The following is a 20,668-nucleotide window of genomic DNA, read 5'->3' on the forward strand; positions in this document are numbered from 1 at the left end:
CTGTCAGCAGGAGCAGCGTCCGAGGGCCGCATCGCTTCTCACGCCGACGGGCGCAGCCGGATTCTCCGCGATGACCGCGTCAGCGACACTGAGCGCGGTCATCGCGGAGATGTCGCAGACCGCTCCGATGTGGAACAGCGAGCGGGTCTCGGTGATGACGTCGTTGTCGCCGGCGCGCAGCACCACCCGCAGGTCGGGGGAGATGGCCAAGGCGGCGATGGCGACCTCGACGTTGTCGAGTTCCTCGGCGCCCATCGCGGCCAGGGCGCGGGCTTTGGGCAGCCGCAGCCGGTCGAGCACCGAGCGGTCTTCGGCGTGGGCGATCAGTACCGGTATCCTCGCGGCCTTGGCCAGGCGGAGGTTCGCCGCCTGCGGGTCGCGTTCGACGGCGACGACCGGAACACCCAGCCGGCGCAGCGCCAGGCACAGACGGAGTCCGACCTGGCCCAGGCCGACGACGACCACATGGCCCGACCGGGGTACCGTGCGGGATCCGATGATGCCGGCGCTGCGCACCGACAAGGACCGCTCGACGATCCCCGCCGTGAACAACGCGGCGAACGTGATCGTCAGCATCATCCCGGCGCTGGACACCACGAGATACCAGCCCGGTGCCCGTCCGGTCTCGACCATGCCGACCGTGGAGACCAGCCGGGCCGCGGTGTACAGGGCCTCGGGCCCGTCCTGGTGCAGTACGCGGGCGGCCATCAGCCATTCGGCGGTCAGCGCCGCCAGCAGTCCGACCAAGCCGACGAGCAGCATCTGGCTGGCGTTGTCGTGCGAGCGGACCTGGCCGGCCAGAGCCCGCGCGACGCGACGGATCCGGGAGGGGCGGTGCTGCCATACAAGGGCGTTGGCATCGCCCTCCGGCGTTTCCACCACGGCCGGCGGAACCGGCTCGGAGGTCTCGACGGCCGGCGGCCGGTCGTTCAGGCAGGCGGCGGTGATGACCGGGACGGCGATGTCGGCCGGCGACGTGACCCGGCAATTGGGGATGGCCCTGACCAGTTGGTCGGCCACGGTGCGGTCGAAGACCGTGACGACCAACCGGATCGAGGGCCGCAGGTGCTCGACCAGCAGGGCGTAGCGCAGTGCCACGACATCGCCGCGCACCACGATCGCCACCGCCCCGACGTCCGGGCCCAGCGCCGTGCGCAGGCCCGCCTCGGTCGGCTCGGGGAGGTGAACCACCGCGTGGCCGCTGCGGGTCAGGGCGTCACAGGCCCGCCGCGCCGTGTCCAGCCCGCCGATGACCAGCACCTTTGATCCGTCCATGACGGGACGGTAGCGGCTACCACCCCCTTCACGGACAGGCCGTTCCAAGGGGTGGTCAGGCATCTCACGCGACTCCACCCAGGTAGGCCTCGACGACCCGGGTGTCGACGGACAGCTCGGTCGCTGTGCCTTCCAACACCTTCTCCCCGTTCTCGATCACGCATCCCCGGTGTGCGATCTTCAGTGCGGCCGTGGCGTTCTGTTCGACGAGCAGAACCGCCGTCCCGCCGCGGTTGATGTCCCTGATCACCTCCATCACGGCGGCGACCATGATCGGGGCCAGGCCCATGGAAGGTTCGTCCAGCAGGAGAAGACCGGGGCGGCCGACAAGGGCCCGGCCTATCGCGAGCATCTGCTGCTCGCCGCCGGAGAGCGTCCCGCCTTGCTGGGCTCGCCGTTCGGCCAACCGCGGCAGCAGTTCGTAGACCTCATCAACCCGGCGCGCGAGTTCGGCACCGTCACGGACCAGATACCCGCCGACGAGCAGGTTCTCGTGCACCGTCAAGGTGCTGAAGACGCGCCGTCCCTCGGGGACGTGCACCACCCCACGGGCGACGATCTTCGGCGGGGCCATCCCCGTGATCTCCCGGCTTCCGTGAACGATCCGGCCCGCGGCGGGTTTCACCAGCCCGGACACCGCTGACAGCGTGGTGGTCTTGCCGGCGCCGTTGTTGCCCAGCAGGGCCACGATCTCCCCTTCGCCCACCGTGAGGTCGAGTCCGCGCAGCGCCTGTACTGCTCCGTACTTGACGTCGAGTCCGCGGATCTCAAGCATCGTGGGTCCCCTCTCCGGCGAGTTCGGCACGAGCGGCGTGGATCTCGTCGTCGCCGGCGTCCCTGCCGAGGTAGGCCTCGATGACGGCGGGGTCGCGCCGGACGTCCGCCGGAGTGCCGTCCGCGATCTCCCTGCCGAAGTTCAGCACGATCACCCGCTCGGACACCTCCATGACCAGGCCCATGTCGTGTTCGATGAGCGCGATGGCCACGCCCAGTTCCTGGATCCGGCGGATCAGGGTGAGCAGTTCGGCCTTCTCGCCGCGGTTGAGCCCCGCGGCCGGTTCGTCCAACAGCAGCAGTTTCGGCCGTCTGGCCAAGGCGCGGGCGATCTCGACCCGGCGCTGTTCGCCGTACGGCAGGTGGCCCGCCAGACCTGCGCGGTTCCCGCGGAGCCCGACGAAGTCCAGCCACTTGTGGGCCTCGTCGCTGCTCTCCCGCTCGCTGCGCCGGTAGCGGGGGGTGTGCAGCATCGCGTCGAGGGCGCTCTGTTTCAGCCACAGGTGTGTGCCGGCCCGTACGTTGTCCAGCACCGACAACTCGCCGAACAGCCGCAGGTTCTGGAACGTGCGAGCCAGGCCGCGGGCGGCGATCGCCGACGGGCGCAGGCCCGCCACCTGCTCACCCGCCAGCCTGACGGACCCGGCGGTCGGCCGGTAGAACCCGCTGGCGCAGTTGAAGGCCGAGGTCTTGCCCGCACCGTTGGGGCCGATGACCGACACGATCTCGCTCTCGCCGACCGAGAAGCTGAGGCCGTCGACCGCTCGGATGCCGCCGAAGGCCAGCCGCAGATCGCTGATTTCGAGAATCATGTCTCCTCCTTCACCGGCACGTCGCCGGCAGCGGCGCCACCGAGCACCACCTGGTCGTCGGGTTCGCGCGAGCGATGCGGCCACAGGCCCTGCGGGCGGAGCAGCATCATGACGATGAGCAGGACACCGAAGACGAAGAAGCGGTAGTCGGCCAGGCCCCGCAACAGCTCGGGCAGCAGGCTGATGACGACAGCACCGACCACGACGCCGCGGGTGGAGCCCATACCGCCCAGCACGACCGCCATCAGGACGAGGGCGGACTGCAGGAAGGTGAAGCTGGCCGGGGAGATCGCCGAGAGCTGGGCGGCGAACAGCACGCCCGACAGCCCGCCCCAGACCGCACCGGCGACGTAGGCGGCCAGCTTGACCCGGTAGGTGTTGATCCCGCTGGCCTCGGCCGCGTCCTCGTCCTCGCGGACGAAGCGCCAGGCACGGCCGATCCGGGAGGTGCCGAGCCGGGCGGCGAACAGCACCCCGACCGAGACGATCACCAGCGTGGTGTAGTAGAAGACGGCCGGATCGGACAGGGCGTCGCCGAACAGACCCGGGATTCCGTAGATGCCCGAGGGGCCGCCGGTGATGTCCAGGTTGTTCGCGGTGATCCGGATGATCTCGCCGAAGCCGAGGGTCACGATGGCCAGATAGTCGCTGCGCAGTCGCAGTGTCGGGGCTCCGATCACCAGGCCGGCCACCACGGTCGCCACGATGACGGCCGGCACGGTCGCCACCAGCGGGATGTTCAGCCGTGTCGCGAGTACTCCGCCGACGTACGCGCCCACGGCGAGGAAGGCGGCGAAGCCCAGGTCGAGCAGTCCGCAGTAGCCGACGACGATGTTCAGGCCGACGGCGAGCATCACGAAGATGGCCGCGCTCGTCATCACGTTCAGCGCGTACGGGGTGGCGGTGACGAACGGGGCGAGCAGGCCGATCGCCAGCCCGCCCCAGCCGATCCGTCGGCTGGCCAGCAGTCGCGAGACGACTTGTGGTTTCCGGGCGGCCGCCATCACACGCGCTCCGTCACGCGCTGGCCGAGCAGGCCGGTCGGCCGCACGGTCAGGAACAGGATGAGGAATCCGAAGGCGAACACGTCCCGCCATTGGCCTCCGAACCAGTCTGTGCTGAACGACTCCAGCAGACCCAGGACCAGGCCGCCGAGCATGGTGCCCTTCAAGTTGCCGATTCCGCCGATGACGGCGGCGGTGAACGCCTTGAGCCCGATGATGAAGCCCATCAGGAAGTCGATCTTCCCGTAGTAGGCGCCGGACATGACCCCGGCCGCGCCCGCAAGGGCCGACCCGATGAAGAAGGTGCGGGAGACGACCGAGTCGACGTCGATGCCCATCAACAGGCACGCCTTCGGATCGAGGGCTATGGCGCGCATCGCCCGGCCCTGGCGGCTGTGCATGACCATGGCGTTCAGCGCCAGCATCAGTCCGGCGGCCACGGCCATGAGCACGAGTTGCTGAACGGTGGCCCGGACGCCGAGCACCGACACGCTGGTCCCGTCGAGACGGACCGGATAGACCCGCGGGTCGGGGCCCGCGGCCAGACTCACGCCGTACTCCAGCGCGAAAGACGCGCCCACCGCGGTGATGAGCAGTGACAGCCGCGGTGCTCCGCGCAGCGGCCGATAGGCCACCCGCTCCAGCGCGACGCCGCTCAAACCGGTCGCCAGCATCGCCAGCGCGAGCACGAGGAATAGCGAGACCAGCGAACCGCCGGGGATCGCTCCTCCCAGTGAGCTGAGCATCGCATACCCGACGAACGCTCCGAGCATGTAGAGATCGCCGTGGGCGAAATTGAGCAGTTTGATGATCCCGTAGACCATGCTGTAGCCGAGGGCGACCAGGGCATAGAAGGAACCCACGAACAACCCGTTCCAGATGAGCTGTGCCATGCGGACCCCCGGCCTAGTTGAGGGAGTCCCGCAGGACGAAATCGCCGTTCTTGACGACGAGGATCACGAAGCCGCCGTTGCTCAGCGTGTGGTCGGAGGTGAACTTCAGCGGCCCGGCGAAGGTCTTGAAGCCGTTCAGGCCCTCCAGCGCGGCGGTGACCTTGCCCCCGTCGGTGCTGCCCGCGTCCTTGATGGCCTCGGCGGCGACCCGGACGGCGTCGTAGGACTGGGTCGAGTACGGGCCGGGTTCGGCGCCGAACTTCTGCTTGTAGGAAGCGATCCAGCTCTCGGCGCCCGGAGTGGTCTGGGGCGTCTGCGTCATGGTCGCGTAGACGCCCTCGGCATTCGCGGCGCCGGCGATCTGGACCAGCTTCGGGTCGACCGCGCCGTCGGCGACGAGGAACTTGCCCTTGTACCCGGCCTGGCGGAACTGGCGGATGAGCAGGCCGCCTTCCTGGTAGTAGCCGGTCCAGTAGATGTAGTCGGGGTTCGACTTCAGCACGCTGGTGACGTTCGGGCTGTAGTCGCTCTCGCCCGGGTTGATCGCCTCCTCGGTGGCCTTCGCCGGACCGCCCGCGGCCGTGCCGAGCTGGGCGTAGGTGAGGTCGGCGATGTCCTTGGAATAGCTGGTGTTGTCGTCCATGACGGCGACCTTCTGCGCCCCGTCCTTGGTCAGCCAGGCGATGGCGGCGGCGGCCTGCTGCTTGCCGGTGCCGTTGATGAGGAACACGTGCTTGAGGTGCTGGGCGACGAGTTGGTTGGAGTTGGCAGCCGGAATGATCATGGGGATCTTCGCCTTGTCGAAGATCGGTAGCGTGGGCAGGGTCGCCCCTGAGCAGTAGCCGCCCACTGAGACGCTCGCGCCCGCCGCGACAAGCTTGTCGGCCGCCGCGACGGCCGTCTTCGGGTCACAGGCGTCGTCCTCCGGTTGGAGCTGCAGTTTCCGGCCGAGAACGCCGCCTGACGCGTTGATCTCGTCTACTGCGAGCTGCGCACCGTTGCGCATGTACGGGCCGATGTCCGCGCTGCTGCCGGAAAGAGGTATGTCCATGCCCAGGATGATCGGGCCCTTGCTGTCGCTTCCTTTGCTGCTGCCGAGCAGTCCGCTGCAGCCGGTCGTGGCGGCCGCGACCGCGGTGAGGATTGAGGTCAGTGCCAGCAGGCGGGAGGGGGTACGGGATGCGGAGGTTGGAGTGGGGGTGGTGTGTCTGGTCACGGGAACGCTCCTGTGCGGGGCAGTGGAACGAGGGAGGGCGAGGGATTCGGCCGGAGACCACCGGTGCGGGTCGGCCGCCGGATTCGGCTGTGGATTCGGCGAGGTGGGAGCCGCTTTGTGGCCGGGCCCCGCACGCCACCGATGTGACAAACACGATGTGTGATGCGTGATATTGCACTACTCCCAGGTGGTCGTCAATAGGGAGGTGCCGTCAGGACGCGGCGATCGCTGTGCCCCGATGCGAAGGGGGCTGGCGTAGACCCGGTGCGTAGAGGTGCGTGCCTGTGCCATGACTCTTTGCGTGGTAGAGGGCGAGATCAGCTTTCTGCAGCAGGTCGGAGAAGGAATCGTCGGGCTCGGGCACCGCGACGCCGACCGAGGCGCCGGGGTGGGTGATGACCGTCAGGTTCTCCTCGACGGCCAGGGGCAGTGCCGCGCTCACCGTCGCGGAGATCTCCGAGACCTGGTGCATCAGTGTCTGGGGATCCGCCGCCGGCAGCAGCAGGACGAACTCGTCCCCGCCGAGGCGGCAGGCCAGGGCCCCGATCTTCCGGCCGGCCGCGGCCAGCCGGTCGGCGACGGCCGCCAACTGGGTGTCGCCGGCCTGGTGGCCCCACGTGTCGTTGACGGCCTTGAAGTTGTTCAGGTCGACCAGCGCGACGGCGACGGGCCGGCCGGCGGCCACCGCCTGCTGGTGGCTGCGGAGTGCGGTCGCGCGGTTGGGAAGTCCGGTGAGGGTGTCGTGGTCGGCGAGCCACCGGGCTTGGGCCGTTTCGGCGACCGCGTGCCGGAAGCGACGGCGCAGCGCGGCCCTTCCGGCGGCGTAGCCGCCGGAAGCGGCCAAGACCGCCGGTAGGAACTCCGCGGCGAAGGTAGGCACGGCTCGTCCCTGGTGATCAGTCCACGCGCGGTGACGAGACGGTGCTCAGCCGGTGCGGCGCGACGACACGGCCGTCGGGAAGCAACTCTCCGGTGTCGTCGAAGATGACGACACCGTTGCACAGCAGCGCCCACCCCTGCTCAGGATGGCTGGCCACGTGGCGGGCGGCTTCGCGGTCCGGGGCGTCGGCGGTCGGGCAGACCGGCTGGTGGGAACACAGCCGGTGCGCGGGCTGCGCACGGGTCCGGGTGGGTTCTGGGTGCTCGATGGTGATCATGGTCGGTACCGCCGGGGCTGGAGCGTGGCTGGTGGTGGTGCGAATCCCCCGATACCAACCGTCGCCTTCGTCACCCCGCAGTATCAATCGGGGACCGCTTTTACAGGGGTACGCAGTCAACCCGTATCTAAGTCTCTTCCGGACCTCAACGCCTCGCCGACGTGCCCCCTGGTGGCACCCAATTTCTTGAGAACGTGCGCGACGTGCTGCTCGACGGTGCGCGGCGAGAGGAACAACGCGTGGGCGATGTCCTGGTTGGTGGCGCCCTGGGCCACGAGTTCGGCGACCTGCCGTTCGCGCGGGGACAGCTCGCCGCCGTAGCTCGGGCGCCCGCGCGGCACGGGCTCGGTCAGTCCGAGCTCTCGTGACGTGCGCTGGCAGCGGGCGAAATCGTGGGTGGCGCCGAGCCGTTCGTACCCGGCCAGAGCCTCCGTCAGCCGGGCCGCGGCCCGCGTGTCGCCTGCCGCGGCGAGTGCGCCGCCGAGTCGCTCGTCAGCACGGGCCGTTTCGTACGGGCGTCCGATGTCAACCCACAACTGCCGCGCACGGCTGTAGCTTTCGGCGGCGGCAGCCGGGTCGGCCGTACCCAGGAGAATGCCGCGAGCCATGTGGAGTTCGGCTGTCGCCGCGGGCGCGTCCCGATTGCCGAGTCCGCGTTCGGCGTCGGCGGCGAGCCGTTCGGCCGCCTCGCGGTCGTGGCACGACAGTGCCGCCTCGACGGCGACCGGGACCAGGCCGGTGCCTCTGGCCCAGGCTGCCACCGCACGCAGGGTCGCGACCGCATTCCCCGCGATCGACCAGGCATTCTGCACGGCGCCCTGAGCCAGGTGCACCGTGGTGAGTCCGGCGGCGGCCCGCAATGCGACCGTCACCTGGGACTCGGTCTCCCCGTAGGCCGAGGCGACGGTGAAGAGCTCCAGGGCACGGCGGTGCTGTCCGCGCGCGGCGGCCAGCACCGCGAGGACCAGCGCTTCGTCGGTGGCGGTCATCGTGATGTCCGGATATTCGCGGCGAAGCATGGTGAAACGCTCTTCGACGTTCGACCAGTCGCCGGCGAGGGTTTCCAGGCGGAGCAGGGCTGTCCGACTGTAGGACTCCAGATAGGGGCTCCCCTGGTGGGCCAGGCCGCCGCTCTCGGCCAGCAGCCGGGCGGCCCGTCGATCGTGCCCGAGTTCGATGGCGATCTCACCGGTGTTGTACAGCGCACGTGCGATCTGCCGCAGCACTTCGGGGTCGTCGGATCGCCGCGGCAACCGGTCCAGGCGCGCCCACACCCCGGGGTCACCCTCCCGGGCGAGCAGCGTGAGCCGCGTCGCCCGGGCCGCTGCCCGCACCGCCTCGTCCGGGCCGTGCCGGACGGCGATCTCGGCCCGCTCCAGCCAGGCCCATGCCTGCTCCGGGCCGCCGTTCCGTTCGTCCATGGCCAGGGCGATCATGGCCCTGGCGGCGCGGTCGGGGCGGTCGGCCAGCTCATCGACAGCGCGGGCGATCTCCTCGAAGCCGGCCCGGTCCCCGGCATGGCCGACCATGACGATGCCCAACGAAAGGCGGATTTCGCCGCGGGTCGCCACCGGCAAGTGCGGGTCGGCCAGGATGCGGCGCAGCACTTCGGCGTTGGTGACGAAGTCGGTGCCGTTGATAGCGATCCCCGACAGCGCGAGGGCAGCGCGTGACCGGAGATCATCGGGCAGGCCGGCCTCGTCGAGGATGCGGCGCAGCAACGTCGCGGCGGTGCCCACGTCCCCGAACGCGATCGCCTGCTCCGCGGCGGCTTCCGCACGGCCCCGCCAGGCCTCGCGGTCGCCGAGCATCAAGGTGTGATGGGCGATCTGCACCAGCGGCGGCGCCGGCTGGGCTTCCAGGGCGGTGAGCGCCTGCCGGTGCAAGCGGTTGCGCGGCGGGCCGGGTATCCGCCGATAGGCGACCTGTTGAGCCAGGATGTGCCGGAAGAAGTAGCGAGCCGGCCCGGTCTCGCGCAGGATCGTGGCGCGCAGGGCTTCGGTCAAGCCCCGCGAGCCCTGTTCGGAATCCAGGCCGGCGACCTCGGCGAGGAGGTCCTCGGTGGCGGGGACGCCGAGGACTGCGGCAGCCTCCACCACAGCCACCGCGGTCGGCGGCAGGACGGCCAGTCGTTCGGTCAACGCTTCGCGCAGCCCTCGGGGCAGCTCCGTCAGCTCCAGATCGGCGGACTTCCAACCGTGGTGCGGCCCGTGCTCACTGAAGGTGATCAGGTCCTCCTCAACGACCAGCGGCACGCCCTGGCTGCGGTCGAAAAGGACGTTTCCCAGAGCCGTCGAGGCCTGGTCGCCGAGGGCGTCGCGGGCCAACTCCTGGACCGCCTGCGCCGACAGCGGTTCGAGGTGGATCTCGATTCCGCCCGTGCCGGGCTGGCGTCGATACGCCGAGCCGAGCAGCGGCAGGTTCGGCGGCAGGTCCTCGCCGCGGAACGTCAGCACCAAGCCCAGGTGCTCCGGCATGTCGCGGGAGAGCAGCAGGAGCATCTCCCGGGTGGCCTCGTCGACCCAGTGCAGGTCTTCGATCACCAGCACCGCGGGACCGACCGCGCCCAGGAAGGACCGTAGACCGTGCAGCACCTGGTGGCGCTCGGCGCGGGCCTCCGAAGCGCGGGGAGGTGGGCTCGGCAGCCGGTCGGCCAGGTCCGGCAACAACGAGGCCAAGGCTCCGGCGCTGCGGGGGATGTCCTCGACCGGAGGCAGCCACTTGCCGGCCTTGCGCATCGCGTCCACGACCGGGCCGTACGGCGAGGGCTCGCGCAGCGGATGACAGAAGCCGGTCAGTACCCGGGCACCCTGCCCGACCAGCGTCTTCGCGGCCTCGTGGACCAGGCGGGTCTTGCCGATGCCCGCTTCGCCCTCGACCAGCACGACGGCCGGCGGACGGCGCAGCGCGGCCAGTACCAGCCCGACTTCGTGCTGACGCCCGACGAACGCGAAACCTCCGATGGAGGACACCTTGTCGTCGTTGTCATGGTCGGCGATGCCCACGCGATCGCCCGTCTCGTCCACTGCTGCCCGTCGGTTCGGGTTGAGATCAAGACCAATCATAGGAGCGTACGGTCTCGAGTGCGCGCGAAGCGCGTCCCCGAGGGGACGAGCGGATCACCTCCGCGTGCGATGACGAGCTCGCCAGAGCACGGCTCTGCCGAAGACGTCGTGACAGCGGCGGTTCCTGTCTCGGAGGTCTGACCGCCCGCCCATAATTCGATGTTATCCCTTTTTGATATGCCTTCAGCTCTAGGCGCGCGTACGCGGGATCGCATACCGTTTCGGGCCACATCCCCCAACGTCCCAGCCAGGAGGCTTATATGCGCGTGCCCATATCCAGACGGGCGCTGGCGGCGCTGGCGCTCGTCGTCGCCGTCACGATTCCGGCGCAGACCGCTTGGTCGGACGGCTCGACGCCGCCGACGGCCTCCTCGAGCCATACTCCCGACGACGGCACGGGCGACCGTGCCGCCGAGCTCGCACAGTTCTCGTCGATGCGCGACGCGCCCGGCACCGCGTCTGTCGACTCCCGAGCCTACTTCGCTGGATTCCAGGCGGGGCAACAGCTTCCCGCCGCGCCGGGCCCCTGGAAGGAACTCACCGACGTCGACGTCCAGCAGGACGATCCGACCGCCATGGACCCGGTCTGGTCCGACTCCGGTTCCGGCTGGGGCGATGTCGCCGGCCGGGTGTCGGCGCTCGCCCTCGACGGCCCGCACACGATCTACGCCGGCTCCGCTTCAGGCGGTGTGTGGCGCTCGCGCGACGGCGGCGCGCACTGGAATCCGCTGTGGGACGGGATGCCGACCATGGCGATCGGCGCACTGGAGGTCGACCCGGCCGACCAAAGCGTGTGGGCCGGTACCGGCGAGGCCAACACCGCAGGGTTCGAGTTCAAGGGCGACGGCATCTACCGCTCGGGGGACCAGGGCCGCACCGCCCAGCCCGGTCCCTGAACCGTTCGCCGACCTGCTGCTCCGCCTATGCGACCAACGCCCGAGTATGGCTATGGCGACCAACCGGAACAGCCCGTGGCTCCTGCCCGGGCGACGGGCAGGCCGGCCGATGGAGGCGAACACCATCCGCAAGCGGCTCGCCCTCGCCGGCCTCCCGAACCTGCACGCCCGGACCGCTGCCCTACGGCAGCTCGTACTGCAGGTCCCCGCTCCCGTGGTCGCCGGGATGCTCGGCCTCCACCCCGTCCATGCGGCCTTTGTCACTAGAACGGCCGGCGCTGACTGGAGCCGCTACGCGGCTGGTGACCACACGCGGCCGACGAGCCAGCGAAGCCCCCAGACCCAACCTTGACAGGGTCCTCCGAGGCCTTGTTAGATTCCCTGCACTCCCAGCTCAGGGGCTTGCACGGCTGGCGAGGACGCTCGGGTGTGGTTACGGGACCTGACCGATCGCGTCAACGATGCCGCCACCGGTCACTGCTCGGCCTCCCTGGACCTTGTCGTGGGCCGACGACTGGAAACCGAGCAACTGGAAGTCGGCATCGAAGACCAGCTGGGAGGTGCCGCTGCTGCTGCCGCTGCCGAGCGTCCGGGTTACCGCAATGCCATGCCGACCAGCGCAGTCTGTCACGTTCTTGACGACCTTCGTGCCGGCAATCAGAGCCGCGGCCCGGAAGAGATTGGCTCGTACCTGCGGCGGGATGTAGGCCGATGTCGCGCCGTTGGCGATGATCCAGAAAGCTTCGCCGTCCCGGTCGGTGGAGATGACGCTCGCCTCCTTGTCGACGACGGCCAGGAGCGCTGCAGGGTCAGTGGGCAAGCTGAGAAGGAAGTCGTAGGTCGGGAAGAAGAGCGCGGGGAGTGTGGCAATGTCGCCGTTCCCTACTACGGCGCCTTCGACACCTGGCCCGAGTCCGACCCATTGGTGGTTGAGAGTCTTCGTCTCCTGGGTGCCGTTGAGGCTGCCTGTGGTGCGGATCAGTCCAGCGCCCTTGCCGTCGGGCGGAAGCCACTCCATACGCGTCACCTTTGAACCGCACTCCATCGTCTGGATGAAGCTGAGCTGCCCGGGACGCACGGTCGGGTTCGGCTGGGCGGCGGCGGTGCTTGCTGCCTTGTCCAGCACATCTGCTGCGGATGCGGAGTCCGCGCCGACGAGGGCGAACGCCATGAGTCCTGCGGTTGCGGTCGCGGCGGTGGCCCCGGCGACGGTGATCCGCATTCGTAGACGGCTGCGGTGACGCATGGCGGGCAGGAGGGCGGTGCGGGTCTGGGAGAGGTACTCGGAGGTGGGTGCTGGCAGGTCTGCGCGGAACTCGGTGAGTGGATTGGTGTCAGGCATCAGAGTTTGTCTCCTGGGAGGTCGAGGACAAAGTCGCCGAGTACGGGGCGGAGCTTTGTACGGGCTCGGTTGAGGCGCGATCGGACGGTCCCAATGGGGATGCCGAGAGCGTCGGCGGTCTCGGCGTAGGTGAGGTCACCCCACGCAATCAGGAGAAGGACGTCGCGGTCACCCTTGGCGAGGCTGGCCAGGCCGGCGGCCAGGTCGCGGGTTAGTGCGCTGGCTGCGACGCGGGCTGTGACGGCGTCCGCGTGGTTCTCGGTCACCGGGTCGAGGCCGGTTCTGGCCAGGGCTCGGTACTGGCGGGTTTCCTGGCGGTGGTGTCGGTGAAGCAGGTTGGTCGCTATGCCGTAGAGCCATGGGCGGGCATTGGTCTGCGCTGAGTCGTAACCGGAGCGCTTCTTCAACGCCACGAGGAAGGTCTCGGCCGTAAGATCGTCGGCGGCGTGCGGGCCGACTCGGCGGGACAGGTAGCCATGGATCGTCACAGCATGGCGGTCGAAGAGGACGGCAAAGGCGTCCGGGTCGTCGATCGACCGGGCTATGACGTCGGCGTCGGTACTCATCTCGGAGTCGAGCACCCGCCGCATGGCACTCACCGGCGACACGCTCTCGGTCTAGGGCGGCTACGCGGTCTCATCCGGGTCAGCCTCTTTGAGTAGGCGGTCATGCTGGCTGTTGCCCGATAGCTCCGAACGGGTTCACGGCCGGCCTCGGAAGCCTATTCGGGACTTCCTAGAGATAGGCCGGTCAGGCCGTCCCGTGGCTCGCGTTTCAGAGCTAGACCAGGTCGGTGGCATACAGCACCGAAGCGGGAACCAGATTCAACACCGGAGAACTGGCGACACTTCGATACGCGACACCACCAGTCATAACTCTGCGTGTCCGGAAAACGGCCTCGCCGAGCGGTCTGGGCGCCAGAGTCCGGCCGAATGTCCGTGTCCCTCGGCCCGATGTCCATGTCCGGACCGGAGGCGATGTCCATGTCCGCTCGCCTCCGGATGCCCATGTCCATGTGGACATCCATGGACGGGACATCGGGGCAGGTGTCCGTGTGCCGCCTATTGGCCTATGTCCGCGTTTCCGCGATGTCGGGCCCTCGTTGGCAGAACTATGACCGAACCACGTGCTGATCAGCGTTTTCCATCCATCGAGGAGGAACGCGCTTTGCTGCTGCGCGCAGCGGCGGCCTGTGCCGCGACGCTGGAGAACCTGTCCCGACTCTTCGACCAGGAACGTCGGTGGGAAGATGCCCCGACACCGGAGGATGGATCCGGCGTCGTCCCGCGTCCTCGCGCGCAGCGCCGTCGGGCAGGCACGGCCGGCCCGGCCCTGGACATCAGAACTGCGACGGATCCGCGACACGGTGCCTCGCTCAAGGCCCGGTTCTTCGCTGCCGCGGACCGGGAGACCGAAGGCAATCCGGATCATCCCCTACTCAGCGCCGACTCTGTAGTGCGCAACCAGGCTGCTGCTGCCGTTTTGGCAGCGATTGGCCATGCCGACACTCAAGCACAGACCGCGCGTAAGTACTCGCGAGAATTCAGAAGGACCAGAGCCCTGAGGTAGGGCGGCCTCGTCCCGCCGGTCGACGACTGAGTGACCCCGATCGCGGCTGGCGAAGGCCGGCCAGGCCCGCCGTTCCGCTCCCGGCCGGGTTCCCGGACACCGCCCACCTACGATCGCGCAGGCGCGGTACGGCGGGCACCTGCCGCAGGGGCGCGGCATATCTGCCCTCGCCCGGCGTATCTGTGGCAGCTGCGCTGCCACAGATACATTAGTCCTCGGAAAGCTTCGAGTTAAGGCACCACTAAACGCTGTTCAGCAGGAACTGCACGAAGTTCGGCTACTGCAAGGGCTCCTCAGGTTCGGGTGGGCTCCGAACTGGTCGAGGCTGGCTGCCCTAGGAAGCCGCACGGAGTACTAGGGTTGGGTCTGCAGCTCTGACAGGCGACATCACGACTGTGGGTACCGCGGGCGCAGTCGTCGCCGCGATAGCCATCGTTCGGTGGGGAAACCAACGGGGGACTTGGCAGACTGCGCAGGAACGCGGTGGGGCAGACACGCAACTGCGGGAGGAACATGCGCGTCGTGGGCGTGGACGTCGGCTCTGTGAAGCAGTCAAATTTCGCCTGGGCAGTAGTTGACTCACCGGAGCGCGCAGTGGTCTCCTGCGGGGACGATCCGGAGGGCGCTGTTCAGGCTCTGGTCCAGTCTCTGACTGAGGACAGCCGGGCAGTCCTGGTAGTGGAGGCGCCTATGGCCGTCCCCGTCCCGGCTCCAGACATTGATGGGTGGCAGTGGCTGGGCCGCGCCCGTACCGGCGAAGGCAACCGGGCTTGGTCGGCTGGTGCTGGCGCCGGAGCACTGGCCACTGGAGTTGCGCAGACCGCCTGGATGCTCTCCCGCCTGCATGCGCTCGCTCCGCGGGTGGTCGCGACCACCCAGGCCGAGTGCTTCACTGCCGGGAAAGCCCATCTCCTGCTCGCCGAGGCCTTCGTCTCAGGCGCCGGCAAACCTGCACAAGGAGCGGCTGGTCAGCACGCTGCCGACGCTGAAGCCGCAGCCCGCGCGACACTGGACTACCTTACCCACGGACCAGAAGGCTTCCTCCAGGTCAGCTGTGCACCCCGCCGCTGCTTCAACGTCCTTGCCGCTACTGCCAGCTGGGCCGGGTTGTTGGTGCCAGGCGACGAACTCCAGCAGGACGTGTCTCGGATGCCGCGGAAGGTTCGAACGGCCGAATGTCCAGCGTCATGGTCTCCCCCAAGTTTCGAGTGTCACTGTATGACGCCTTGCCGCCGGAAAGCCGCCAGAAAGCCGCCAGCCGAGTCGCCCCCGAGCGACTCGGCTGCTCCCGATTGACCGCAGTGCGGACGGTGCGGACAGTCAGGACCCGATCAGCTTCGCGATCGCGTCGTCGATCGCGCTGGGCGTCGGAGGCGCGGGTGTCGGAGCGGTGGGCGGTGGCTGCGGCCTGCTGGTAATGGTTGTAGGCAGTGGAGACGTCGGCCCACTTGAGGGTGAAGGCGTTGATCGCCGCTTGTTCGGCCGGGGTGGCGGTGGCGGCTTCGCCGAGGGTGCGGACGGCCAGTTCCGCGTTCTGCATTTCGGGCGTCGAGTGCGTCGGCGACCTTGTTCACCGGGTCGGCGATGAGGGTATTCGGGTTCTGGTTTACCGTGTCGACCAGTGTGGTGAAGGAGTTCGCGGCGGTGTTGACTTTGGTGCCGAAGTCGGTCGCCGCGGCGGTGGCGGCCTGGTCGTCGGCCTTGGCCTGCTGCTGGGTCTGGGTCTGGAAGTCGCGCAGGGTCTGGATTTGCGGGATGTCGGCCAGGGCGGTGTCGATGGACTGCTGGACGCTCGGGGTGAGCGCCTCGGGGCCGCCGAAGATCGTGGTCGTGCTGAGGTTCGGCATTTCGAGCAGGGTGCGGGCCGTGGGCAGCGACAGCTTCGCGCCGTCGGTCGTCAGCAGTGCGCCCTTGGGGTGGGCCGCGTAGACGCCGGCGACCAGGGGGTCGGCGAAGTCGGCCCCGGTGGCGACCACGGTGCTCTTGGCGTTCTTGAGCTCCGACTGGTCGCGACGGCCTCGGCGGTGGCGTACCGGTCGGCGTCGCCGATCCGGTCCACCGGGTGGCCCAGGGCCTTGAGCTGCGCTTCGACCTGCGGGCTGACGGTGTCGGCGCCGCCGAGGATCGTGATGGTCTTGGCGGTGTCCGAGCCGAGGGCCCGCTGGATCTCCGCGGCCACGCCGGGAGTCAGGGAACTGCCATCGGTGAGCAGCAGCGCCGCCTGCTTGGCGGTGGCCAGCGGAGTGCCGGCCAGGGCGTCCACGTACAGGTCGCCGCGGGCGATGACGACGCCGTGGGCCGATCCCGCGGCCGGGAAGTCCTCGACCGAAGCCTGGCTCGTGGTCGCGTAGCGGTCGGCGCCGCTGATGCGCACGGACTTCGCGGTGTCCGCGCTGCCGTTGTCGGCGGCCAGTGCCGGGGACGCGGTGACGGCGCCGGCCGCCACAGCGGTGGCGACGAGAGCGGCGACCGTCATGGGACGAGTCTTGATCATTGTGGTGGTACCCCCGCTGATGATGGATGAGCTCGATAAGGAGCCGCATCTCATCGCAAAGATGAGAAAAGAGTGAAATCGGCAACGGGGGTGGATGGCGTCGCTACCGACCGGAGCGGCGGGAAAGAGACTTATGGGGCGCGACTATCGCCTCGTCCTACCGGTATCCGACGCTGGAAGCGAAGGTACTGACGCGTAGCGTCGATGAGACCCACGCCACCATCGAACGCTCTGGCGATGTCGGTCGGGGCCCTGTCATGATCGCGTCACCATGGCTATGTCAGGCATTGGCCGAGCTTGAGGCGGACGGCTTCGACCACGGCTGAGCGCATATGAGGTTTCTGGCTCCTCCACGAGCGGTGTCCAAGTTGAGCGAGTGGGGACTCGTATTCGCTGGATGCTTGAAGGGCCAGAGAGGCGGGGCCGTCGGTTTCGGCGGCCCCGTACTTGTTGGACACCGTGGCTGATCATGGAACGTGAGAATTGTTCAGCTCGCCTCTTCCTACTGACGGGTAGCTGGGGCTACCCTTCCGGGACGGCTTGTTGTGACGACGGTCACAGCCGCCGGTTTCATGCGCTTCTTCCCTGTCCCCGGGCTCGTCAGGAATCGATGACATGCGTAAAACAGTTCTCGTCTTCGTCGCCGGCGCTGTGGTGTGCGCTGCTGCCGCGGGGGTGATCCGGTTCAAGTTGGTGCCGGATGCCGAGCGCGTTCAGAGCGACCAGAACACCGTCACGCGGTATGCGGGGACGGCTTCCTACCTTGACCAGCAGGCTGTGGCCGGCGGTGATCTGGCGCACGCGTTCGTCAAGGGGTCGCCGTTCACGGCGGTGGAGACCGTCAAGGCGACCGGTATGCACGGCAACGTCGCGGTGCTGTCGGACGTGACCGCGATCAGTGGTGCCGGCGGGGTGCTTGGCAATCCAACCGCGACGTGGGCAGTTGATCGCAAGACTCTGATGCCCGCGACCGCGCCGGCCGGGGTCGACGCCGATGCGCACCAGGGGCTGGCGGTGGGCTTCGCCTTCGGGCCGGGCAAGCACGACTATCCCTGGTGGGACGGGGCCACGGCCACGCAGGCCACGGCCAAGTACGTGCGCAGTGAGAATCACGTCGGCCGCTCCACCTACGTGTACACCGTGGATGTCTCTGGTGCGCTGAAGGATCCGGGCACGCTCAAGCAGCTGCCGCCGGCGGTGCCGGTGGCGGTGCTCAAGGGCCTGGCCGCGACGATGGCTCCGGACATGCAGGGCGCGTTGTCGGCGCTGCTGCCGCCGGGTGGCGACAGTGTGATGGTGCCGCTGTCGTACACGTCGTCGACGAAGACCACGCTGTACGTGGACCAGCTGACCGGCACCACCGTCGACGCCGACGCGCACCAGACGGTGACCGCGCAGATGAAGTCGAAGCTGGGGACGGTGCCGTTGACGGCGGTCCTGGACGTGGACACCAAGATGTCGCCGGCCGGGATCGCGGACGCGGTCAAGCAGTCCAAGGACGACCAGTCGCAGCTGCTGTGGGAGGGCACCGTGGCTCCCGTGGCGTTGGGGGTCCTCGCGCTGGCGTTCATTGGCGGCGCGGTGATGGTGGGTCGGCGCGGGAGGGTCGCCGAAGCGGGTGCTCAGGAAGGTACGCCGGCGCCGGAGCCGAGCGAGGCGACCTCTGAAGAAGAGTGATCTTCTCGTGGCGGCGATGGTGTTGGCGCCGTCGCCGCCACGAGGAACTTCAGCGTCGCCGCACGGTGGCGGTGACTGATTCGCCATGAGTTGCGGGGGTGGTGAACACCAGTACCCTTCCCGAACGTCCGGGCCCGGTCGGTGGGATGGTCACCGCCATCGCCCGGCCGGACACCGCTACCGCGACACCGTTCGGGTAGACGGAGCCCGGCAGCACGATTTCGGTGGTCTGCAGGCCTTTCCCGCTCTGTGTGTAGCTCAGGGTGTACGTCCCGGAGGCGGCATCGAAGGACGAACCCGTGGGCGTCCCGGCCACCGCTGAAGCGAAGGGCACGAACATCGGTGCCTCGCCCGGCAGCGGATTCCCGGCCTTGTCCAATGGCGCGTACCCGCCGGTCCCCAAGCCCCAGTACCAGCGCGTCCATCCGGTCGCGAACGTCGGCATCGCCTTCATCTGCGCCACGATCAGCGCGGCGTTCCCCGGTGTGCCGGTGTTCTCGCCCCACTCGCCCACGATCACCGGCATGCCGTGCGCCTTCGGGTAGGCGGTGATCGCGGCGACGTAGTTGTCAACGAAGCCGTCCGTCGGGTTCCAGTCCTGGCCGTCTTCTACAGCCGTGTCGTAGAAGTGCGGCGCGTACCCGATCCGAGGCGTTCCGTGGCGCGGGTCGGCGAAGCCCGGCAGGGCGGTCGGTACCCCTTCGCCCACCAACACCGTCGGCTCCACGAACAGCCAGGACTGCTGATCGACCTTTCGGATGGCGGAGATCAGCCGCTTGTACATCTCCTGCAGCCGGCCCTGCTCCAGCGCTTGCGAGGAGGCGATCAGCACCGCCGGATCGGACGGGTCGCCGAGAACAGGGCCGCTCGGCTCGTTGAAGAGGTCGTAGCCCAGCAGGCTCGGGTGCGACCGCAGCGCTGTGGCGACGTGCTGGTAGAAGGCGACCTGGGCCGCCCGCAGGTCCGCGTCGTCGTAGAGGTGCCGGAACGCGGCCTGCACCGAGGGTTCGAAGTATTCGCTGAACCAGTCGTTCGGGATCGGCGTGAACGGCAGTCCGTCGTCCCGGGTTGCCCACGCCGGGATGCCGTCCTGTCCGCCACCGAAGTAGGGCCCGTAGACGTCTTGGTGGAAGTCGACCAGGACGTGCAGTCCGTACCGGTCGGCCGCCGTCATCAGCTGCTGGATGCGCCCCATCGCGGCGGCGTCGTAGACGCCGGGGGCCGGCTCCAGCCGTGCCCAGGTGATGTCCAGCCGGATCAGGGTGAAGCCGCGGTCGGCGATGGCCCGGATGTCGTCCGGTGTGGACTCGTCGTACTTGTCGAGGTTGAAGCCGCGCAGGTCCAGCACTCGGCCCGACGAGTCGGTCAGGCGAGTGACACCGTCCGGTGTCGGTGCTGGTGTCGGCGCGGGCGGAGAGGCCCGCACCGCGCCGGGAAGAGCGAGGACGGCCGCGACAGTCGCTGCGGAAACCGCGGCGGCCAGACGTAGACGGAGACGGAGACGAGAAGGCGTTCGCATGTGACCTCCCACGAAAGGATCGTGGAGGCACGGTACTGAGGATCCTTCATGTTTTGAAGGGGATGGCGCTTCCTTGCCACGCAGCGTGAGCGTCGTTAACTTCCAGTGAGTAAGGTCACTGATTCACAGACGCACGAGCCCGAGGAGAGACCGCCGTGGAACTGCCCGCCGTCGTGTCGCAGGAGGAATGGCGCGAAGCCCGGACCGCGCTGCTCAAGGAGGAGAAGGCGGCCACCGCGCTGCTGGACCGGATCGCCGAACGCCGCCGGGCCCTGCCGATGGTCGAGGTGGTCAAGCCGTACACGTTCAAGGGCCGCGACGGCGAGGTCGCCCTGGCCGACCTGTTCGACGGCCGCCGGCAGCTGATCGTCTACCACTTCATGTGGATGGGCGACGCCGGCTGCTCGAGCTGCTCGATGGTCGCCGACAACATGGGCCACCCGGCCCACCTGGGAGCCGCGGACACGAACCTGGTCATGGTGACGCGCGCGCCGTGGCCGGACATCGACCGGTTCCAGCAGCGCATGGGCTGGAGCACGCCGTGGTACTCCTCCTGCGACAGCGACTTCAACTTCGACTTCCACGTGACCAACGACCCGGAGATCGCCCCGGTCGAGTACAACTACCTGAACCAGGCCGAGCTGGAGGCGAAGGGGATGGACTACGCCCTCACCGGCGACAACCCCGGCCTCAGTGTCTTCCTGCGGGACGGCGACCGGATCTTCCACACGTACTCCGCCTACGCCCGGGGCTGCGAGGCGCTGGTCGGCACGTACACCTACCTGGACCTGACGCCGCTGGGCCGCCAGCTGCACATCACCGAATTCCCGCACCACGACACGTACGACGGCGCGGCGCACCACTGCCACTGAACAGGAACGGGAGTGGGGGCGGGAGCGGGAACAGGGACAGGGACAGGGACAGGCTCGCCGAAGGCCGCCGCCGCGATCATCGCTGTCGTGGCGGCGGCCCGCT

18 protein-coding genes are annotated in these 20,668 nt (G+C 68.8%); 4 read left to right on the forward strand and 14 right to left on the reverse strand.

The window, feature by feature from the left end:
• Positions 1-3: 3 nt before the first annotated feature.
• The 9 genes from ABIA35_RS25585 to ABIA35_RS25625 all read right to left on the reverse strand — a co-directional run bounded on the left by ABIA35_RS25585 (position 4) and on the right by ABIA35_RS25625 (position 10,157).
• Positions 4-1,275 (reverse strand): NAD-binding protein, encoded by a 1,272-nt coding sequence (locus ABIA35_RS25585; RefSeq protein WP_370343488.1) that lies wholly within the window; start codon positions 1,273-1,275, stop codon positions 4-6.
• 64 nt (positions 1,276-1,339) lie between these two features.
• On the reverse strand, positions 1,340-2,050 hold the full coding sequence (locus ABIA35_RS25590) for an ABC transporter ATP-binding protein (protein WP_370343489.1): 711 nt from the start codon (positions 2,048-2,050) through the stop codon (positions 1,340-1,342).
• A complete protein-coding gene (locus ABIA35_RS25595; protein WP_370359574.1) occupies positions 2,043-2,861 on the reverse strand; it encodes an ABC transporter ATP-binding protein in 819 nt (272 codons plus the stop codon). The genes ABIA35_RS25590 and ABIA35_RS25595 overlap by 8 nt, the downstream gene beginning before the upstream one ends.
• A complete protein-coding gene (locus tag ABIA35_RS25600) occupies positions 2,858-3,865 on the reverse strand; it encodes a branched-chain amino acid ABC transporter permease (RefSeq protein WP_370343491.1) in 1,008 nt (335 codons plus the stop codon). Before ABIA35_RS25600 ends, ABIA35_RS25595 begins: the two co-directional genes overlap by 4 nt.
• The gene (locus ABIA35_RS25605; RefSeq protein ID WP_370343493.1) at positions 3,865-4,758 is read right to left on the reverse strand and encodes a branched-chain amino acid ABC transporter permease; all 894 of its coding nucleotides are present in this window, start codon (positions 4,756-4,758) and stop codon (positions 3,865-3,867) included. Before ABIA35_RS25605 ends, ABIA35_RS25600 begins: the two co-directional genes overlap by 1 nt.
• A 13-nt stretch (positions 4,759-4,771) precedes the next feature.
• Complete coding sequence (locus ABIA35_RS25610) at positions 4,772-5,974, reverse strand: branched-chain amino acid ABC transporter substrate-binding protein (RefSeq protein WP_370343495.1); 1,203 nt, start codon at positions 5,972-5,974, stop codon at positions 4,772-4,774.
• A 211-nt stretch (positions 5,975-6,185) separates the two neighbouring features.
• Entirely contained in the window at positions 6,186-6,854 is a 669-nt protein-coding gene (locus ABIA35_RS25615; RefSeq protein WP_370343497.1) for a GGDEF domain-containing protein, read from the reverse strand.
• A gap of 16 nt (positions 6,855-6,870) precedes the next feature.
• Positions 6,871-7,074, reverse strand: a complete 204-nt coding sequence (locus ABIA35_RS25620; protein WP_370359720.1) for a DUF5999 family protein — start codon at positions 7,072-7,074, stop codon at positions 6,871-6,873.
• A 173-nt stretch (positions 7,075-7,247) separates the two neighbouring features.
• The gene (locus ABIA35_RS25625; RefSeq protein WP_370359575.1) at positions 7,248-10,157 is read right to left on the reverse strand and encodes an AAA family ATPase; all 2,910 of its coding nucleotides are present in this window, start codon (positions 10,155-10,157) and stop codon (positions 7,248-7,250) included.
• Positions 10,158-10,456: 299 nt separating this feature from the next.
• On the opposite strand from ABIA35_RS25625, the gene ABIA35_RS25630 reads away from it, so the two are divergent.
• Positions 10,457-11,092, forward strand: coding sequence for a WD40/YVTN/BNR-like repeat-containing protein (locus tag ABIA35_RS25630; RefSeq protein WP_370343500.1), 636 nt, complete (start codon positions 10,457-10,459; stop codon positions 11,090-11,092).
• Between the two features lie 433 nt (positions 11,093-11,525).
• Here ABIA35_RS25630 and ABIA35_RS25635 read toward each other — a convergent pair whose 3' ends face one another.
• Positions 11,526-12,434: a CU044_5270 family protein gene (locus ABIA35_RS25635; RefSeq protein ID WP_370343501.1), complete on the reverse strand. Its 909-nt coding sequence runs from the start codon at positions 12,432-12,434 to the stop codon at positions 11,526-11,528.
• Positions 12,434-13,024 carry an RNA polymerase sigma factor gene (locus ABIA35_RS25640; RefSeq protein WP_370343645.1) on the reverse strand — a complete coding sequence of 197 codons (591 nt, stop codon included), beginning with the start codon at positions 13,022-13,024 and terminating at the stop codon, positions 12,434-12,436. Before ABIA35_RS25640 ends, ABIA35_RS25635 begins: the two co-directional genes overlap by 1 nt.
• Before the next feature lie 523 nt (positions 13,025-13,547).
• Between ABIA35_RS25640 and ABIA35_RS25645 the strand changes: the two genes are divergently transcribed.
• Complete coding sequence (locus ABIA35_RS25645) at positions 13,548-14,003, forward strand: hypothetical protein (RefSeq protein WP_370359576.1); 456 nt, start codon at positions 13,548-13,550, stop codon at positions 14,001-14,003.
• Between the two features lie 1,331 nt (positions 14,004-15,334).
• Here the strand turns inward: ABIA35_RS25645 and ABIA35_RS25650 are convergent.
• Entirely contained in the window at positions 15,335-15,979 is a 645-nt protein-coding gene (locus ABIA35_RS25650; protein WP_370359577.1) for a cell wall-binding repeat-containing protein, read from the reverse strand.
• Positions 15,901-16,479, reverse strand: a complete 579-nt coding sequence (locus ABIA35_RS25655; RefSeq protein WP_370343505.1) for a cell wall-binding repeat-containing protein — start codon at positions 16,477-16,479, stop codon at positions 15,901-15,903. Before ABIA35_RS25655 ends, ABIA35_RS25650 begins: the two co-directional genes overlap by 79 nt.
• A 633-nt stretch (positions 16,480-17,112) precedes the next feature.
• Between ABIA35_RS25655 and ABIA35_RS25660 the strand changes: the two genes are divergently transcribed.
• Positions 17,113-18,174, forward strand: coding sequence for a porin PorA family protein (locus tag ABIA35_RS25660; RefSeq protein WP_370359578.1), 1,062 nt, complete (start codon positions 17,113-17,115; stop codon positions 18,172-18,174).
• Between the two features lie 49 nt (positions 18,175-18,223).
• Here the strand turns inward: ABIA35_RS25660 and ABIA35_RS25665 are convergent, their stop codons facing one another.
• Complete coding sequence (locus ABIA35_RS25665; RefSeq protein WP_370359579.1) at positions 18,224-19,693, reverse strand: cellulase family glycosylhydrolase; 1,470 nt, start codon at positions 19,691-19,693, stop codon at positions 18,224-18,226.
• A 155-nt stretch (positions 19,694-19,848) separates the two neighbouring features.
• Between ABIA35_RS25665 and ABIA35_RS25670 the strand changes: the two genes are divergently transcribed.
• The gene (locus ABIA35_RS25670; RefSeq protein WP_370359580.1) at positions 19,849-20,565 is read left to right on the forward strand and encodes a DUF899 domain-containing protein; all 717 of its coding nucleotides are present in this window, start codon (positions 19,849-19,851) and stop codon (positions 20,563-20,565) included.
• Positions 20,566-20,668 lie beyond the last annotated feature (103 nt).

Origin of the sequence: Catenulispora sp. MAP12-49 (genome assembly GCF_041262705.1) — a bacterium.
GTDB lineage: Bacteria > Actinomycetota > Actinomycetes > Streptomycetales > Catenulisporaceae > Catenulispora.